Here is a 16,744-nt window from a genome sequence, read left to right on the forward strand (position 1 = left end):
CTAATGATTAAATCAACTATAATCCCGCAGCATTTTTTTCAATTCTACTTGGTGCAATTCTTCTTGTCCAATCAGATTGCGGGCATATTCTTCCAAATAAACGCTGGAGTCAGTCACAACTTCAAGTAAAGATTTATACTTTTTGAGCGCTTTTTTCTCGTGATTTAAACTTTCTTCCAACAAGTCTTTCACCGAGTGTTTGTATGTTTCTTCGATGGGAGCAATTTTCTGACTGGGATGCCCCTCTAAACCGGTGAGAATTTCTCCTGCTTGTTGGGCGTGGAGTAGAGATTCCGTTGCTTGTGCTTTAAAAAACTGCACGATGGGAATCCGGTTTGGCCCTGTCACCATTAGTGAATAGTGGGTATAGCGCACGACACCTGCAAGTTCCCATTCCATGATGGTGCATAGCAGTTCCTGGGTTTTTTTCTCGTCAAGTTCTTTCATTTGTTGTTTTAGAGGTAGAATGCCTTAGAGGGCGCTGTTTATAATATCACATTTAAGTTAAAAATGAAAAGTAAGGTGCTGATGGTGCGCCTTACCGGAGAGATGTTGTATGTGAGCTAGGGGTTAACTTCTAAGGTTCCTGTAGGAGCAAACACTACAGTAAACTTAGCGACTGGTGCTGCACTGTTACTGCTGCTAGTTTCGGAAGATTTGAGGAGATTTGGCAAAGGAGTTTCTTTGGTGTAATCCTTGGCTGGTTGATTGAGCGGCTCGAAATTGCCGTAGCTTGCGGGGCGGAACGCCATCGCCCCATCTTGACTTGTACTGACTCGATAGACTAGATTTTGATTCAACGTAGGGCTAATTTGCCAACTTCGATCGATGCGATCGTAGACTTTCAGAGTTAACTCATCTAGTTTAGCGCCAGCCGTAATTTCTGCTGTCTGATTTGTTCCATCTACCGCCTAAACTTTCTGCTGGGCTGCTGATACAGGTACAGCTTGGAGAGTATTATGTGTAGCCCTACTTGCCATAGCCGTTTCAGTAGACATATTAGTGAAAGGTACAACGTCTGGAGACTTTTCAGGCAAATTTTTGGGGTTGTCAACAGCTAAACTGGAATTATTTGCAGCCGGAAGCGCACTGTTACTCGCAATAGCTAGTTAGGCAACCCCCTTAGCAACAGCATTAGCGGGATTTGACCCCTCGATTGTCAAAGACTTGACATGAAAACCGCGAAACTTTTGTTTTTGGCTAACGCGCGGGAGCATCTGAATGAAAGCAGCCCAGCTAAAAATTGGAGTTTTGAGGCTCTCTTGCTGGGGGGCAGGAGGCAGGAGGGAAGAGGAAGAAGGAAGGAGGGAAGAGGAAGAAGGAAGGAGGGAAGAGGAAGAAGTGTTTTTACAAATATGAGATGTTCACTAACGCGCCACATTGCGATGGGAAAAGTCAGTCGATTGCGCGATTTTAGATTTGAGATTTTAGATTAAAGCATTGACCCAGCCCAAAAACGGATACGCTGCCACGTGCAGGAGTCGTGGAAAGATCAAAATTTTAGACTCTTGTTCAAGCTCCCAGATTTATCTGTGGGGTAAATCTAAAATCTCAAATCTCAAATCTAAAATCTAAAATCTCAAATCTAAAATCGACTGACTTGCGCGAGATAAATACGTTCGGCAAGTTTCATGGGATACAGGTCTTTTATTTCTGGACGGATGAATACGGGACTTGTATCCTGAATGATTTCGGTCAAAAATTTAATGTAAGTTATTCTCAAGAGTGGGAATAAAACCAATTAGGGATTTTCAGTTTTTTATTGATATTTTTTTTAAATTATTGCTTGAGCTTGATGGTAAATACATTTGGCAGGTTAATCTGTAAACAAACATTGATCGTTCTTATCAAAAACCTTGAATGCGGGGGTGCTCGGTAAAATATCCGAATAATTCTTCAGGATTATTTAATGTTACATTTCTCATCCTCAAAACTTTGGCTGTGAAGCCCGAATCTATGTCAAATAAGCGATCGCCAGCCGCAAATCCCCCGATCGCTCGATCGCATTAATGCCCCCAGAGGGGGTTTTAAATTTTAGTAATAAATAGTTGACTAAAGAGTTGGAACTTCTCTCGTTAGGATACATCAATGCACATACCTGATGGTTTTCTTTCACCGCCAGTAGCCATTGCCACCGGCATAGCAAGCGCAGCAGCAATCGCAGTTGCCCTAAATCGAACCAGCGCTAGTCTTGGACTCCGACAAGCCCCAATCATGGGCTTAACTACAGCTTTCGTGTTTGCAGCCCAGATGATCAACTTTCCGGTAGCTGGCGGCACTAGCGGCCACTTGCTGGGAGGGGCGCTAGCTTCCGTCGTTTTGGGGAGTCCTTGGGCGGCAACTTTGGCCATGAGCACAGTTTTTATAATTCAAAGCGTCTTGTTTGCCGACGGGGGCATCACCGCCTTGGGAGCTAATATTTTTAACATGGGGCTAGTTGGCATTTGGGTGGGCTGGTGGCTGTTGCAGCCATTGCAGCAACTTTTGGGAGGTTCTAGAAATCGTTTGCCCCTAGCAGCGGGTATTGCCGCTGCCCTCAGCGTCGTGGCTGCTTCGATTAGTGTGGCGATCCAATTGGCAATTTCTGGTACTGTAGGGCTCAATATCGCATTGCCAGCAATGGTAGGGGTACATATTTTAATTGGGATTGGCGAAGGGGTAATTACAGGCGGCGTTTTAACTTATCTCGTCAAAGTGCGGCCGGATTTACTGCCGGGAGAACAGCCACAATTGCAGAAATGGGTAGTGCCAGTAATCGGAGTTTTATTAATTTCCGGGGTGCTTTCACTGTTTGCATCAAGTTGGCCTGACGGGTTAGAAGCGGTAGCCGAAAAATACGGCTTTAAAGATAAAGAAGCTGTGGCGATCGAAAATCCCACTCCTTTAGCAGATTACACAGTTAAAGGATTAGAAGAACAGCCGATTGGTACTAGCATTGCTGGACTTTTAGGGTCTGCCTTCAGCTTCGGCGCGGCTTTTGGGATTGCTCAGTTGGTGGTAAAACCTAAAGATGTCTAAACTGTCCATACCTTTTCGATTGCGAGTGTCTCTCACAATTGTGATTGGCATGAGTTTTCTGAAGACAGGGGCTTGGCTGTGGCTGGGAATTTACGGGGCGATCGCACTTTTTTGGTCGTTTTGGCTCAGGGCTCCGGTGCGAACCCTAGCGCAACTGTTGGGAGCAGAATTGATTTTTCTCTCCTTATTAGTGCTGCCCCAAGGTTGGGAACGCGCCAGTTTTTTGTTGCTGCGTTCCCTAATTTGCCTGCTAATTATGAACAGCTTTCTGCTAACTTTGCCACCCCACAGTTTCGGAATCGCCCTCAAAGGATTACCCCTACCAGCAGGTTTGCAAGAAATTGTACTTTTAACAGGACAATACTTAGAAATCCTGCTGTCCGAAGTCAACCGCATGAAAATATCTGCCCAACTCCGGGGCTTGTCAGGTACCGGAGGATGGCTGCGTTACGCCAGTGCTTCCATGATCGGAGCGCTTTATTTGCGAAGTCTCGATCGGGCAGAAAGAGTACACGCAGCAATGCTAATTCGCGGGTATCAAGGAGCTTTACCTGCCGAATCAAAATCAACACCAAAAGAGCGACTCTGGCTGACAGTAGCAATTGTAATGGCAGCCGGATTAACAATAGCTTCTTATGGTTATTCCTAATTGGGCCTGGGGCATTTAACTGGTTTTAACTGGTTCCCAGGCTCTGCCTGGGAATCCATATCCAGAGGCTCTGGCTCGCTTCTTGCGGAGGAAAATTCGAGGCAGATCCTCCCGATCTGCGTTCCCAGGCAGAGCCTGTGAACGAGTAGAATTGGTAATTGATTAATTCATTCCTCTACCTTTTGCCTTCTCCCTTCCCCTCTCTGCGCCCTCAGCGCTCTCTGCGGTTAAACACTCTTAATCCTAAAATAGAGGAAAATAAAACTTGACTAGACTAAAATCAGTGCCAACAATCGAAGTAGAAAACTTAGTATTTGGCTATCCCGATCAAAAGCCAATATTGCGGGGAATTTCTTTTAGTTTGCAACCAGGAGAAAGAGTTGCTCTACTCGGCCTGACAGGTGCTGGTAAAAGCACTTTGCTCGAAAACTTGATCGGATTAAAAATCCCTCAAGCGGGCGAGATTCGAGTGCAGGGAAAAAAGTTGGAAGAGGCGACGTTATCCCAGGCGCGCAAGCAGATTGGATTTTGCTTTCAAGATGCTAACGACCAGCTATTTATGCCGACTATTTTGGAAGATGTCATGTTCGGGCCGCGCAATTACGGAGTGCCGCCGGGAGTTGCGCGCGATCGAGCTTTAGCCCTATTAGACGAATTTGGTTTAGTAGAATTTGCCAACCGTTCTGCCCACCAACTTTCGGGAGGTCAAAGAAGATTAGCAGCCTTGGCAGCAATTTTAGCATTAGAGCCGGCAATTTTAATCTTAGACGAGCCGACGAACGGACTAGATCCCTCGTGGCGGCGTCATTTGGCGTCAGTTTTGTCCCAATTGCCGATCGAGGTAATTTTGATCGCGTCCCACAATTTGAATTGGATCGGGAAAACGACTCAAAGGGCGTTAGTTTTGGCTGACGGTCAGATTCAGGTCGATCGAGAAACGCAAGAATTGCTAAAAGATCGATCGACTCTTGAATATTACAATTTGCCGCCAGACTGGTAATTAGCCATTAGTCATTAGTGCTGTACATAAAGCGGTCAATCGATTTTAGATTTTAGATTTTAGATTTTAGATTTTAGAATTGAAGCATTCACCTCACGGATGAATCCGGGGGCTTGTATCCTGGATGCTTGATTGTCATAACTGCAAGTGATTGCTTTCCTTCGGCTTGCTCTGCTAACGCTTCGGTCGCAATTATAGGTAACATATATCTGTCATTAAAGCTCGAATTTGCGAACAGCTTCATTATAAAAATGAATAGCTAAATCGCGAATAATTTCTTCATTTTTAAAATCATTTCCAAACTTTTCTTTCGCCGTTAAAACACACATTTTCATCAAATCAGATGAACTTTCGATGTGAAGCGCGATCGCACTTTGGTTTTGTTTAAACCCGACCTCGATTTCCGCCATCCTTTTGACCGATTGACAATTCGCAAATTCCTCTAATTTTTCAGCTTTTTTTTCCTGCTTTCTTTTTTGTAGTTCCTCGGAAAAACCCGCAGCAATGAGTCCCGCAGGTAACGCAAAAATTCCGATTCCCAAAAATGCCAATATTGCTCCTAAAAATTTCCCTAAAGGAGTGATTGGATAAATATCACCGTAACCGACAGTAGTTAATGTCACAACTCCCCACCACATTGCATCGGGGATGCTCGCAAAAGTTTCTGGATGCGCCTCGTTTTCAACAAAATACATGACGCTAGAGGCAAATATTAACAGAATAAAAACTGCAAAGGCAGTGGCAATTAACTCCTCTTTTTTAGCGTACAATACTACTCCCAGAGTTCTGAGTGAATCTGAATAACGGCTCATTTTTAGCAACCGCAACAAGCGCAGAACACGAATTAAGTTGACGAAGTTAAAACTCGGAAATAACAGCAAGAAGTAAAAAGGTAAGATTGAAATTAAATCTATCAAGCTTAGCGGTGTAAGAGCATATTTCAATCTTCCCCAAAGCGGGTGGCTATATCTGCGATCGACTGTAGAAACCCATAGCCTCAAAATATATTCTATTGTAAATATTAAGGAGGAAACAATTTCGATATTTGCCAAAAGCGATGTGTGTTCTGGCGACAATCTGGGGGAAGTAGAAGCAATAAAAGCTGCGACGTTAATCACAATCAAACAAGTTATGAAAACATCATCTGCTAAACTGTATAAATTGCTAGATTCTGATGTTTCTAAAATTTTATAAATTATAGTTTTGATTTTTTTACGCATTTGAGTTTGTCCTGAGAATTTAGCAATTAACGCTCGCGCTTGACTACAGTATAAGCAATTAAATTCAAAAAATTAAGCAGGAGTTGCCCTCAAGCTAAAAAAATGACTTCTTCAGAGAGGCTATTGTTACGAAATTCAATGTTTCTCATGGAAAGTGGGTTGTTTGGGACAACGGTAGTCTAGTAAAATTTAGAGTCGATCGGGAAAAAAGTTCCAACTATTACTGGGTTTGCAGGCAAAAATCATGAAGGTAGCCGTATTCAGCACCAAATCCTACGATCGCACATTTCTGGAAGCAGCGAATGTCGGCGGCAAACACGATTTAGTTTTTTTTGAACCGCGTCTGAACCTGGAAACCAGCGTTTTGGCTGCTGGATTTCCGGCAGTCTGCGCGTTCGTGAACGACTCCTTGGACGCGAAAACGCTGCTTAGCATTGCCGAAAAAGGCGTCCGCTTGCTGGCCCTGAGATCCGCCGGATTCAATCACGTCGATTTAGCAGCAGCGAAGGATTTAAATCTAACTCTCCTCCGAGTTCCGGCTTATTCTCCCTACGCAGTGGCCGAACACGCAGTCGCTTTGATTTTGTCCCTCAACCGCAGAATACATCGGGCCTACAACCGCGTCCGCGAAGGCAATTTCGCCCTAGACGGCCTCTTGGGTTTTGATCTCCACGGCAAAACGGTGGGAATTGTCGGGACTGGCAAAATTGGCGCACTTACTGCCAAAATTTTGCACGGATTCGGGTGCCGCCTCCTGGGATACGATGTTTCCCAAAACCCAGATTGCCTCGCCCTAGGCATGGAATACGCCGCACTCCCGGAACTGTTCGCCGCCTCTGATATTGTCAGCCTCCACTGTCCGCTGATACCGGAAACTTACCATTTAATCGGTGCAGAGGCGATCGGGCAAATGAAACCGGGGATGATGCTGATCAATACCAGCCGCGGTCAGTTGATTGACACTAAAGCTGTCACCAAAGCACTGAAGTCTGGTATAATTGGCTACCTAGGCTTAGATGTTTACGAACAAGAGACGGATCTGTTTTTTGAGGATTTGTCAAATCAGGTCATTCAAGACGACGTTTTTCAGCGTTTGCTGACTTTTCCAAACGTCCTGATTACCGGACATCAAGCTTTTTTCACCGAGGAAGCTTTGAAAAATATCGCCGAAACCACGATCGCCAATATCACCGACTTTGAACAAGGACGCCCTTGCCCGAATCAAATCGACCTCGATCGAGTGAAAAAATGAGTCAAAAGACCGATTTGGCAGCGGAGGCAATTGTTTAAAATCAAGTCATATCGTTATTTTTGCTTGCAATTTGTGAAACTCTGCCTTAGTCTCATCAATTAGTCCCTGCAGCGCGGATGCTGTGCTAATTGCCGGAGAATTATACTGGCAGCAATTCACAGCCTGCAATTTTACCTGACAACGGAGGAAGTATTCAATGACACAAGCTAACTTTTCGGACGAGACAGAAACAATCACTGAAGTCGTGACAGTAGATCTGGTGGAGGACAAACCGGGGGTCATGACTACAGTGACAACCACAGAAACAACGGCCAGCCAGTTCCAAGATATTAAAGACCAAGTTATTACAATTTTGTCGGAACTTCCAGCCTATCTCTCTAATTTTTTCGCTGACTACCAAAAGCCCCTCATAACTGTTGGTTTAATCCTGGCAGGCGGTATTAGTATTAAGGTAATGCTGGGAGTTTTAGGTGCTCTTAATGATGTCCCTTTGGTAGCTCCAGTTTTTGAGTTGATTGGCATGGGATATACGGGTTGGTTTGTTTACCGCTATCTGCTCAAGGCTTCCGACCGCCAAGAGTTGTTAACGGAAATTGATTCTTTAAAAGAACAAGTTGTAGGTAGAGATTCTTAGAGGAAGTCATTGGTCATTGGTCATTGGTTATTTGTTATTTGTTAGTGGTTATTTGTTATTTGTGAGGCTATAGCAATAACCGATAACAATTAACCAGCAACCAATGCCCAATGCCCTGCGCGGGCCAATGCCCGCTCTTAATTAGGATGGCAAACTTGTTGCAAAGTGGCGGTAAAGTCGGGGTAGGAAATGGCAGCAGCTTCAGCCCGGTGAATGTTAGTAATACCTGTGGCATTGAGGGCTGCGATCGCCAAACTCATCGCTATTCTGTGGTCGGTGTAGCTGTCAACATCCGCGCCGGTCAAAGGAGTTCCCCCGGTAATTTCTAAACCGTCGGGTAACTCGGAAATTTGAGCTCCCATGCGGTTGAGTTCCGCAGCAGTCACGGCCAGCCGATCGCTCTCTTTGACTCGCAACTCGGCCGCATCTCGAATTATTGTAGTACCCGATGCAAAGATTGCCGCTACGGCCAAAATCGGGATTTCGTCAATCAGTCGGGGAATTAAGTCGCCCGCAATGGTGCATCCCCGCAATTGGCCGGAACTGCGAACCAAAATATCCGCTACAGGTTCTCCGGCGGCCTCTCGCTGATTTTGCAGTTCAATGTCGGCGCCCATCATTTCCAAAGCTTCCAAAATCCCTGTACGAGTTGGGTTGACGCCGACATTTTCGACTACGAGTTCCGAACCGGGGACGATCGCCCCAGCAACTAGCCAAAATGCTGCCGAACTAATATCCCCCGGTACAATCACATTCTGCCCTTGCAGTTGTGTCGGCCCAGTAACTGTCACGCTGCAAGTTTCTGGATCGACGCTCAATCGGGCTCCAAACGCCCGCAGCATCCGCTCGCTGTGATCCCGCGACAGAGCGGGTTCTGTGACTGTAGTTTCTCCCTCCGCCATCAAACCGGCGAGCAAAATGCAAGATTTAACTTGAGCCGAGGCGATCGGAGAATGGTAGTGAATCGGTTTTAACTGCTGTCCCAGTATCCCTAAAGGAGCTAAAGAATTGCTCTTTCTACCCCAGATTTGCGCTCCCATTTGTTGCAGCGGTTTAATGACGCGCGACATGGGGCGCGATCGCAGAGAACTGTCACCAGTTACTGCATAAAAACGCCCCGGATGAGAGGCTAAAATTCCCAACATCAGCCGCATCGTCGTGCCGGAATTACCCGCATCCAAGACTTCCACAGGCTCCTCTAACTCGCCAATTCCGACACCCGTGACTGTCACCCGTTCCGCGTTGAGTTCCGAAACTTTGGCTCCCAGGAGCGAGAAACATTTAGCCGTGCTGCGGGGGTCTTCCCCTAGGAGTAGTCCCTCAATAGTAGTTTCACCTCGGGCGATCGCACCCAACATCAAAGCTCGGTGAGAAATCGACTTATCGCCCGGAACTCGAATCCTCCCCACCAGCGACAAGCCCGATGCCGGTTTTTGAATGCTTAAAGTTTGGCTTTTGTCAAGAAGCGTAGTAGTTATAATGTCAGCTTGCATTGAGATAAACTAGGATTGGATGGCGTTAGCTATCCTACCTTTTTCCCTGTCCTAAGTCAGTCGTCTTTTGTACGGGCTGCGGGTTTTTTCCCAATGTGTCGGGTTAACTCAAAGGCTGATTAAACTCGCCCGGAGACTCCGCTGTCAGTTCTAGACGACATGGGAGTGCGGACGCAAAGGCACAGATTTCACTTTAATTTCACCTTAATTTCACAAAAATTATCCGTGTATATGCTTAGATTTCATATCCTGCTCTGAGCGATTGACCAGATGATTGAATTTTGACTAAACAATTTTAGATTTTCGATTGCCAGTTGTAGATTTTTCATTTTTTTAAGCAAAAGCTCCGGAATTTGGAACCCAGCTAATCTAAAATCTAAAATCTAAAGCCTAAAATCTCAAATCTCAAATCTCAAACCGCCCGATCCACAACAACTCCTACACTTTTGTTTATGCTGACGCATCACCGCAAGCCTGTAAGTTTATCGCTGGTATCCACAGATTTACCGTTGTGGTCAGTTGTTGAAACCGCTGGTACGCTTTATCAAAAAGACCGCGATCGCTTTCACTTGTTGTTGCACGAACCAGCAATAATCGATCGCCAATTTTCCGACGACTCCGACGCCTCTGCCGAGCAAGTTACAATCTTGCCCCCAACTACAAAACCCCGGTTGCTATGGCTAGAAGTTTCGCCCTATCGAGTCATTATGACCATGCAAGGAAACGGCAAATACAGTTACCGCCACTGCTGGGAACGAGGAATGTACGGCCTGAGCCGTTATTGGCTTCAGGGCGAATCGCTGGCGACTCCCGAACAGTTGAGACTCCGCAACTTCACCCGCAACTTGACGCTGACAGGAACGCCAGAACCGGAACACCTGCGGTTAGAATATGAGTTGTGGTCGGAGAAAGTGCAACTCGGTCGCTATATTTTGAATCTAGAAATTCATCACTAAATTGGGTAATTGCAAAGCGGTGGATAGTAGGTGAAGGCGACGCATTCCTCCAATTCATTCACCCCCCGTGGGTTGTTGGGGTTCGCGTGGCAATCTCAAAACTCAAAACTCTTAGCTTTTAGCGATCGCCCTTACAATAATTCATCAGTTTGCTAGTCAAAGCGTCTTGATTTGCGGCTGCTTGATTCGCCTGCTGTCCGGCTCTAATAATATCGGCTCGAGCTGTTTGGATTTGCTCTCGACCTTCTATACTTGTAGAAGCGAGATTTCCAGCCTGAAGGCTTTTGCTTATGTCGCCGAGTGCTTGACTAATTTCCTGGAAGGATTTAACCGATGGCTCCTGAATTTCTTTTAGGGTTGGATCTGTTATTCGCAGATCCTCAAGTTCATTCGCTATCAGGTTCAAATTTTTAGCTAAATTGTCGGTCGTTGCAGCATCGTTGCTGTCTTTATCGACATCAATGAGAGCGTTGCCTTTGTTGACAATTTCAGTAAATTTAGTACACTGGACAGTTCGACTCTCGCTGCAACTAACCGTCAGCGTACAGCAAGCAACAACTATCAGCAGGATGGCAATCTGTTTGCGAAAAAAGTACATGAACCCTCGGTTGAAAAAAAAAATAGATTCTGGGATTTTATAGTAGAGTGCGTCAGCCCATTTTCGATTTTCGATTTTCGATTTACTTGCGACATTGAATCAAAGGAGCTGGAACTTTGGTCTAAAATTAGGGATTGTCCACAAGGCGAGTGTACGCGGCACAGTATCCGTTTTTGGGTGTGTCAGCGGGCCGATCGATATATCGACTGTCGAAAAACTTTTGCGGCACTCAAACACGCTCTACTAAGCTAAACTACGTACCTGTTTAGGAACTATGGTCAAAAACAGCAATAACCTAAAAAAGGGAAGCATTTGGGGATATCTTACCTTGCTTTTGCCTATTTCCTTGACGGCGGTTGCCAGTTTCGAGTCGGGAAGGATGTTTTGGGCGATCGCCACCACAGCGGGCATTGCTTGGGCTTACAAGCTCTACCAGCAGCAGCAAAAACATAAACTCGCTCATTTAGACTCGGTTTTCTACAAGTTGATCAAGGAAAATCAAGGGCGAGTGACGGCTTTGGATTTGGCGATGAATGCGAAACTGCCCGGAGAAAAGGTTCAAGAGTATCTCGACGAACGAGCCTCTGAGTTTGCCGCAGATTTTGAAGTGACGGAACAAGGCGGAATTTTGTATTATTTTCAAATAGCTCCAACTGTCAATCAAAGCGAAACAGCTAATGCGACAATAGCTGTTCAAGAGCCTCCCACAAATCGGGAAAAAACACAAGAGAAAAAACCAAATTTATTCCCCATTGCTCCAACCAAAACTCCTCAAAAACCCAAAATCTCTTTTACCCAGACGGAACTCTCCCGCAGGTTCAAAGTTCACGCAACTACGATCGGCAAGTGGAAACAGAAGCCGGAGTTTGCTCAGTGGAGCCGCGAAAAAGACCCGGAGGCTATTGCCTGGGAATATTCTACAGAAAACAAGCGATTTTATCCCAAAGATTGAGGTATTGACTAATTGGCTGGTTTGGGTTATCTTCAGTTGAAGTATAACTTTTTTGGAAATTAAAGGCAAAGCAAATGCAGCAGCACCAGAACCGAGAACAGCTCCCGCTCGATCGGATACTTCTGGGAAATTGTCTGGAACTTCTGAGCAGCTTGCCAGATGAATGCGTTGATTTAGTAGTATCCTCTCCTCCCTACAATTTGGGCAAGGAATACGAAACCAAGCAAGCTCTCAATATTTATTTAGAAGAACAGAGAATTGTGATCCAAGAGTGCAGCCGAATTCTCAGAAAATCAGGTTCGCTGTTCTGGCAAGTCGGTGCTTTCTCCGATCGGGGTACGCTAATTCCGCTCGATATTCGCTTCTTTCCAATTCTAGAATCCTGCGGGTTAATTCCTCGGAATCGAATTATCTGGGGGAGACAGCACGGTTTGCACGGCAGAAAGAAATTCTCATGCCGCCACGAGACAATTCTTTGGTTTACTAAATCCGATGAATATATATTTAACTTAGACGATATTAGAGTCCCGCAAAAGTATCAAAATAAAAAACATTACCGGGGATCTCGCAAAGGCGAACTTTCATGCAATCCTGACGGGAAAAACCCAGGCGACATTTGGATGTTCCGCAACGTCAAACACAACCACGAAGAACAAACTATACATCCCTGTCAATTTCCCGAAGACTTAATAGCTAGAATTGTCTTGACTACAACCGTGAAAGGTAATGTTGTTCTCGATCCTTATATGGGTTCGGGTACGGCGGCAGTTGTAGCTAAAAACTGCGATCGGCATTTTATCGGTGCAGAATTGGATCTAAAATATTATCAAGTTGCGCTGCGTCGTTTAAGCGGGGAACCGGACGAGCGCGGCTATTTCCCCAACTTAAAAACTCTGCGGGACTATGTAGAAAAAACCGGACAGCCAATTGAAGGATTTCGGTTTGACGTACAAGTAGGTAAAAAACCAACTGAACGCAGCAAAGCAAAAATATATCCCGAAGAGTATCACTTAGAAGAAATGGAGAAACGCTTGCTCTATGAGGAAGCTGCTTTTGCTGCAGATATTCGGGGAAAAGCTCCACCAGTAGACCTCAAGCTAAATGGGAACGGTAAGAAAACGCTGAAGTCTACTAAAATTGGAGAGCAATTAGAACTTGAGTTGTGGAGCTAGTATATCATTTTTCAAATAATCCGAATAGAACTGCGACTGCGGGGCGAGCGTCCTGAAATTATTTGACATTCACACTCTTGCTGAGTTACTATTGTCCTTGATGTTCGAGCGCTGTAAACAGTCAATTTTGCAGGTACTGTTGTATTCCTTTCCTCGAATAAACCAACTATTCTGAGCGGTACATTAAATAGAGAGGCCGATAATACTGTTAACTGGTTCACAGCTTGCTCGTAGTAAAGGCTGCTATTAGCAGCAGGAAACATTTGTGATCTTGTAACTATAATAACAACCTTAACGGGCTGTCCTGTCAGAGGCGTCTTAGTGTTGAAAAACAATTGCGATCGCACAGTATTGTTTAATAGAAGTGCATAGTGAGAAAACTGAACTTCTGCAATCGCACCACCAGAACCAAAGTCAACATCTGTTCCCAAAAATCGATAAATCGCCGGAATCGGGATTTTGGCTTGCCAGCCAAGTTTGACCAACTCTGTTTTGATGTATTCATTTGTTGCTACAGGATCGAAAACTGGATCGCCCAGAAATCCAGCTTGAGCTGAAGCTTTTACGTGCAGTGGCATAGCAGCAAGTACGCTGCTGATTTGGTTCCATTCCGCGCTACAGTGGTTACTGATGGCAGTGTTTGCCCCATTGAAATCCGTAAATTCAATTAAAATAGAAGAGCCTCCTTTCTCCTATGTCCAAAACAACCTTGCGAGTAGTCGCCCGCCTCGTCGCGTTTCCCGACAAAGTAGCAGAACTTAAATCTCTGCTGCTGAGCATTATAGAACCAACTCGTAAAGAAAAAGGCTGCATCAAATACGAACTCCTGCAAAATCAAGCCGATCCCACAGATTTTACCTATGTTGAAGAGTGGGAAAGCGCAGATTTGCTCGAACTGCATCTCGGTTCAACTCACATTCAAGACGCCGTGCAGAAATTAGACGGTTTGGCCGTTGGGCCTCCAGATATCCGCCGCTATGAATTGCTAGCTTAATCGGGTTTTTATAGCCATTTTATTAATGTGTGTGAAATAGCTTCGACCCCCCTAGCCCCCCTTAGTCAGGGGAGTAGGGGGTGGGACAAGAGTGAAAGTTAAAATTGTAGTAACTTAAAAAATTTTTATGACATTAGCAACAATAAAACAGTTATTTATTTATCCAATTAAAGGGCTGACCCCGCAAGAAATGTCGGAGTTTGCTTTAACAGCAGGACACGGAATTAAGGGAGATCGAGCTTTTGCCTTAATGTTTGCAAATAATCTTGAAGCGGCAAAGATGCCCGCCCAAAATATGCCTTGGATGAGCAAAAAACATTTTGCCGTCCAAAACGATTGGCCGATGTTAGCAGCTTTAGAATGTGATTATCAACCGGAAACGGCGGTTTTAACAGTCAAGCGCGAAGGAGTTGCAGTGTTATCCGCAGAAACAAACACAGCAGCGGGGCGCGATCGCATCGGCAGTTTTTTCACAGAATATTTGGCAGCAATTGCACCCACAAAAGAAGCCCGACACCCGCAATTTGCACCTTTGCAATTAGTCGGCGACAGCAGCGGCGAAACTCGCTATCCCGATCGAGAACCCGTACACATTTCTTTACTCAGTCAAGCCACATTAGACCAATTAACAGCAAGGGCGGGTAGCCACATTGACGTGGGCCGATTTCGCCCGAACATTGTGCTAGAAGGTATGGCAGCTTGGTCAGAATTTGAGTTGATCGGAAAACAGTTTCAATTAGGCACGGCGCGCATAGAAGTTACAGCACGAATCGGTCGCTGTGTCAATATAGAAGTGAATCCAGAAACAGGCGATCGGGATATTTCTCTACTCAGTTTACTGCAACAGGAATTCGGTCACGCACAAACAGGAGTTTTAGCCAAAATTATCAACAGCGGCACAGTTAAAATCGGCGATGTTTTGACTTCTTCAAAATAGATTAGGACTTACGCATAAATACCAAAGAAACCGGGTTTTTCACCAGCATTCAAGGATAAAATGCAGTATTTTTGTAAAAAAACCCGGTTTCTGCGTCCAGGACTATTCTTAATCAAAAGCGACATTAAGATTGTGAATGCTGCCTAACTTCCTCTACTGATAAACCCAGTGCTTCTGCCACTTGCTGTGTATTCAATCCCATTGCCAACAACCGAGGGATGGCATCCCGCCGTGCTCGGGCTTCTGCACTCAAAGCCTGCTCTGCTAAAGAAGCTCGTTCTGTACCTGTCAGCAGCAAATTGCCCTCGCTGTCCCACCACCGCAGCCACAGCATTGTCTGGTTTTGATAACTGCCTTCCCACAGTCCTAATTCTACGCCCATTGGCGCGATCGGATAATGACCGCGATCGTTCGGAAGCAACTGCTGGTAAAACCCATTGTTCAGGTTGTAAACCTCCAGCCTGCCACTATTGATCTCGTAAATACCATAAAACGGAATCCGCACGATCCGCTCATATACCCAAAACTTCCCAGGCCTTGGCGCCTCTCCAACTTCCGAGTACGATAGCGGCGTTGTGTCCCGCTCTTCTGAACCATCTCCCGATGCGAACTCCAAAGCAATCATCGGAGCCATGAATTCCCGCCACAGCACGTAAGAGCGACGAATCTGATTTCCTAGTCTGGGTGGCACGTTCGGCACGTAGAACCAATCAGGAGCTTCTGCTCCCTTTTCTTGCGGGTCAGTTTCTCGCCAGTAGATGCCGCAGTCTTGCCCTATAGCATATTGCCCATCGGGATGAAGCCGTTGCAATACCGACCCGATAGAATCAGTCAAAAGAATGCTCTGGGGATGCTCCTGAAAATTCTTCACAAAAGTGCCGTCTTCCTCTGGCAGTTGAGTGTGGTCGGGGAAGGGAGAGGGAAGGACAATCTTTTCGGTTGCCGGGGTCATGCTACCTCTCAAGGATTGCAGCTTACCTGAATATCTTAACTCATCCTGCTTCCGGCACTCTCACCTTATTACCAATCAAGTTCAGAAAACTCGTGCCAAAATGTTGAATCTCCAAAAAATTAGCATAAGCAGGAGTTGACTTGTAAACTCTAAAAGTCCGCATAATTCCTAAAGTCGCCGCACTTTCCAGGGGGCCGATAAAGCTAGTATCCCTATCCAAAAAATGAGACTGCTTAGCCCAGTGTGCCATCTGTTCCGCATTCAAAAAATAGCAGCCGGAATGAGGATTCAACGCCCGCTCAAAAGCGACTGTTTGTTCCATGATTTTTCCCTTTAACTGCCGCTGCTCCTCCACATTTTGAAACTTAGCAGTAGCTGTTGCTGCTAAATCACCATCAATATATGCTTTAAAAACCGCGCCTTGAGGCGAGATTTCATAGCGATTAGGTTGCAGCAAATTCGCATTTCCTCCGTGATGCGTAAACCACTTTAATTTACTAAAAAACCACGGGTCGTGCATAACTAAATCATCTTCCAAATAACAGAAATAATCGTATTTGTTAAGACACGCTCGCAAAACTGCTTGACACTCAAACCCCAACAGCAGCGGTTCGCATTTTGTAGCGTGGTGCATAAAACATCTGGGCTGCACTGGCAATTGAGGCAACAAATGATAACCTTGAGTAGTGCAAACAACAATGTCAATTTCGTGCTGTTGAGATTGATTTGCTGGGATAGTTGCACATTCGCTAATATCAATCATGGACTGAGATTTGCCGTACAAAGCTTGCAGCGATGTCACGCAAGCGGTTAAAGCATTTAGTCGCGGTTGCGGATCATTTCGCTGGGAAGCGTGTTTCCCGTCGCCGCTGGGATTGTAAAAGTGAGCAATAGTGAATAGAATTCGCATTGGTGTG

General features: G+C 45.4%; 21 protein-coding genes. 11 read left to right on the forward strand and 10 right to left on the reverse strand.

Going from position 1 to position 16,744, the window contains the following annotated elements; translation table 11 throughout:
* Positions 1–12: 12 nt before the first annotated feature.
* The 3 genes from QUA50_RS04290 to QUA50_RS04300 all read right to left on the reverse strand — a co-directional run bounded on the left by QUA50_RS04290 (position 13) and on the right by QUA50_RS04300 (position 1,037).
* A complete protein-coding gene (locus QUA50_RS04290; RefSeq protein ID WP_332954961.1) occupies positions 13–447 on the reverse strand; it encodes a ferritin-like domain-containing protein in 435 nt (144 codons plus the stop codon).
* 116 nt (positions 448–563) lie between these two features.
* On the reverse strand, positions 564–800 hold the full coding sequence (locus QUA50_RS04295; RefSeq protein WP_333260527.1) for a hypothetical protein: 237 nt from the start codon (positions 798–800) through the stop codon (positions 564–566).
* Between the two features lie 111 nt (positions 801–911).
* On the reverse strand, positions 912–1,037 hold the full coding sequence (locus QUA50_RS04300) for a hypothetical protein (RefSeq protein ID WP_333298510.1): 126 nt from the start codon (positions 1,035–1,037) through the stop codon (positions 912–914).
* Positions 1,038–1,221: 184 nt separating this feature from the next.
* Here QUA50_RS04300 and QUA50_RS04305 point away from each other — a divergent pair, with 184 nt between their 5' ends.
* A complete protein-coding gene (locus QUA50_RS04305; protein WP_333260526.1) occupies positions 1,222–1,359 on the forward strand; it encodes a hypothetical protein in 138 nt (45 codons plus the stop codon).
* A gap of 595 nt (positions 1,360–1,954) precedes the next feature.
* Here the strand turns inward: QUA50_RS04305 and QUA50_RS04310 are convergent.
* On the reverse strand, positions 1,955–2,089 hold the full coding sequence (locus tag QUA50_RS04310; RefSeq protein ID WP_333260523.1) for a hypothetical protein: 135 nt from the start codon (positions 2,087–2,089) through the stop codon (positions 1,955–1,957).
* Between QUA50_RS04310 and QUA50_RS04315 the strand changes: the two genes are divergently transcribed.
* The 3 genes from QUA50_RS04315 (at position 2,089) to QUA50_RS04325 (ending at position 4,667) form a co-directional block, all read left to right on the forward strand.
* Positions 2,089–3,018 (forward strand): energy-coupling factor ABC transporter permease, encoded by a 930-nt coding sequence (locus QUA50_RS04315; RefSeq protein ID WP_333260520.1) that lies wholly within the window; start codon positions 2,089–2,091, stop codon positions 3,016–3,018. The two genes, QUA50_RS04310 and QUA50_RS04315, sit on opposite strands and share 1 nt — an antisense overlap.
* Positions 3,011–3,667, forward strand: coding sequence for an energy-coupling factor transporter transmembrane protein EcfT (locus QUA50_RS04320; RefSeq protein ID WP_333260518.1), 657 nt, complete (start codon positions 3,011–3,013; stop codon positions 3,665–3,667). The genes QUA50_RS04315 and QUA50_RS04320 overlap by 8 nt, the downstream gene beginning before the upstream one ends.
* Before the next feature lie 265 nt (positions 3,668–3,932).
* Positions 3,933–4,667, forward strand: coding sequence for an ABC transporter ATP-binding protein (locus QUA50_RS04325; RefSeq protein WP_333260515.1), 735 nt, complete (start codon positions 3,933–3,935; stop codon positions 4,665–4,667).
* Between the two features lie 215 nt (positions 4,668–4,882).
* Here QUA50_RS04325 and QUA50_RS04330 read toward each other — a convergent pair whose 3' ends face one another.
* Positions 4,883–5,887, reverse strand: coding sequence for an ion transporter (locus QUA50_RS04330; protein ID WP_333260512.1), 1,005 nt, complete (start codon positions 5,885–5,887; stop codon positions 4,883–4,885).
* 244 nt (positions 5,888–6,131) lie between these two features.
* On the opposite strand from QUA50_RS04330, the gene QUA50_RS04335 reads away from it, so the two are divergent.
* Both QUA50_RS04335 and QUA50_RS04340 read left to right on the forward strand, forming a co-directional pair.
* Positions 6,132–7,139, forward strand: a complete 1,008-nt coding sequence (locus QUA50_RS04335; protein WP_333260509.1) for a 2-hydroxyacid dehydrogenase — start codon at positions 6,132–6,134, stop codon at positions 7,137–7,139.
* Positions 7,140–7,335: 196 nt separating this feature from the next.
* On the forward strand, positions 7,336–7,773 hold the full coding sequence (locus QUA50_RS04340; RefSeq protein ID WP_333260506.1) for a CAAD domain-containing protein: 438 nt from the start codon (positions 7,336–7,338) through the stop codon (positions 7,771–7,773).
* A gap of 137 nt (positions 7,774–7,910) precedes the next feature.
* Here the strand turns inward: QUA50_RS04340 and aroA are convergent, their stop codons facing one another.
* Positions 7,911–9,266 (reverse strand): 3-phosphoshikimate 1-carboxyvinyltransferase, encoded by a 1,356-nt coding sequence (gene aroA / locus QUA50_RS04345; RefSeq protein WP_333260503.1) that lies wholly within the window; start codon positions 9,264–9,266, stop codon positions 7,911–7,913.
* A gap of 452 nt (positions 9,267–9,718) precedes the next feature.
* On the opposite strand from aroA, the gene QUA50_RS04350 reads away from it, so the two are divergent.
* Positions 9,719–10,222 carry a hypothetical protein gene (locus QUA50_RS04350; RefSeq protein ID WP_172186420.1) on the forward strand — a complete coding sequence of 168 codons (504 nt, stop codon included), beginning with the start codon at positions 9,719–9,721 and terminating at the stop codon, positions 10,220–10,222.
* 118 nt (positions 10,223–10,340) lie between these two features.
* Here the strand turns inward: QUA50_RS04350 and QUA50_RS04355 are convergent, their stop codons facing one another.
* Positions 10,341–10,820 carry a hypothetical protein gene (locus QUA50_RS04355; protein ID WP_333260502.1) on the reverse strand — a complete coding sequence of 160 codons (480 nt, stop codon included), beginning with the start codon at positions 10,818–10,820 and terminating at the stop codon, positions 10,341–10,343.
* A 274-nt stretch (positions 10,821–11,094) separates the two neighbouring features.
* On the opposite strand from QUA50_RS04355, the gene QUA50_RS04360 reads away from it, so the two are divergent.
* Positions 11,095–11,772: a hypothetical protein gene (locus QUA50_RS04360; RefSeq protein ID WP_333260499.1), complete on the forward strand. Its 678-nt coding sequence runs from the start codon at positions 11,095–11,097 to the stop codon at positions 11,770–11,772.
* A gap of 74 nt (positions 11,773–11,846) precedes the next feature.
* Positions 11,847–12,944, forward strand: a complete 1,098-nt coding sequence (locus tag QUA50_RS04365) for a DNA methyltransferase (RefSeq protein ID WP_333260497.1) — start codon at positions 11,847–11,849, stop codon at positions 12,942–12,944.
* Between the two features lie 11 nt (positions 12,945–12,955).
* Here the strand turns inward: QUA50_RS04365 and QUA50_RS04370 are convergent, their stop codons facing one another.
* Positions 12,956–13,522 (reverse strand): hypothetical protein, encoded by a 567-nt coding sequence (locus tag QUA50_RS04370; protein WP_333260494.1) that lies wholly within the window; start codon positions 13,520–13,522, stop codon positions 12,956–12,958.
* 116 nt (positions 13,523–13,638) lie between these two features.
* On the opposite strand from QUA50_RS04370, the gene QUA50_RS04375 reads away from it, so the two are divergent.
* Positions 13,639–13,938, forward strand: a complete 300-nt coding sequence (locus QUA50_RS04375) for a putative quinol monooxygenase (protein WP_333142728.1) — start codon at positions 13,639–13,641, stop codon at positions 13,936–13,938.
* A gap of 127 nt (positions 13,939–14,065) precedes the next feature.
* Positions 14,066–14,875 carry an MOSC domain-containing protein gene (locus QUA50_RS04380; RefSeq protein ID WP_333260491.1) on the forward strand — a complete coding sequence of 270 codons (810 nt, stop codon included), beginning with the start codon at positions 14,066–14,068 and terminating at the stop codon, positions 14,873–14,875.
* A gap of 124 nt (positions 14,876–14,999) precedes the next feature.
* Here QUA50_RS04380 and QUA50_RS04385 read toward each other — a convergent pair whose 3' ends face one another.
* On the reverse strand, positions 15,000–15,827 hold the full coding sequence (locus QUA50_RS04385; RefSeq protein WP_333260489.1) for a Uma2 family endonuclease: 828 nt from the start codon (positions 15,825–15,827) through the stop codon (positions 15,000–15,002).
* 40 nt (positions 15,828–15,867) lie between these two features.
* Positions 15,868–16,737 (reverse strand): calcium-binding protein, encoded by an 870-nt coding sequence (locus QUA50_RS04390; RefSeq protein WP_333260486.1) that lies wholly within the window; start codon positions 16,735–16,737, stop codon positions 15,868–15,870.
* Positions 16,738–16,744 lie beyond the last annotated feature (7 nt).

Origin of the sequence: Microcoleus sp. M2_D5 (assembly GCF_036701935.1) — a bacterium.
Taxonomy (GTDB): Bacteria; Cyanobacteriota; Cyanobacteriia; order Cyanobacteriales; family Microcoleaceae; genus Microcoleus.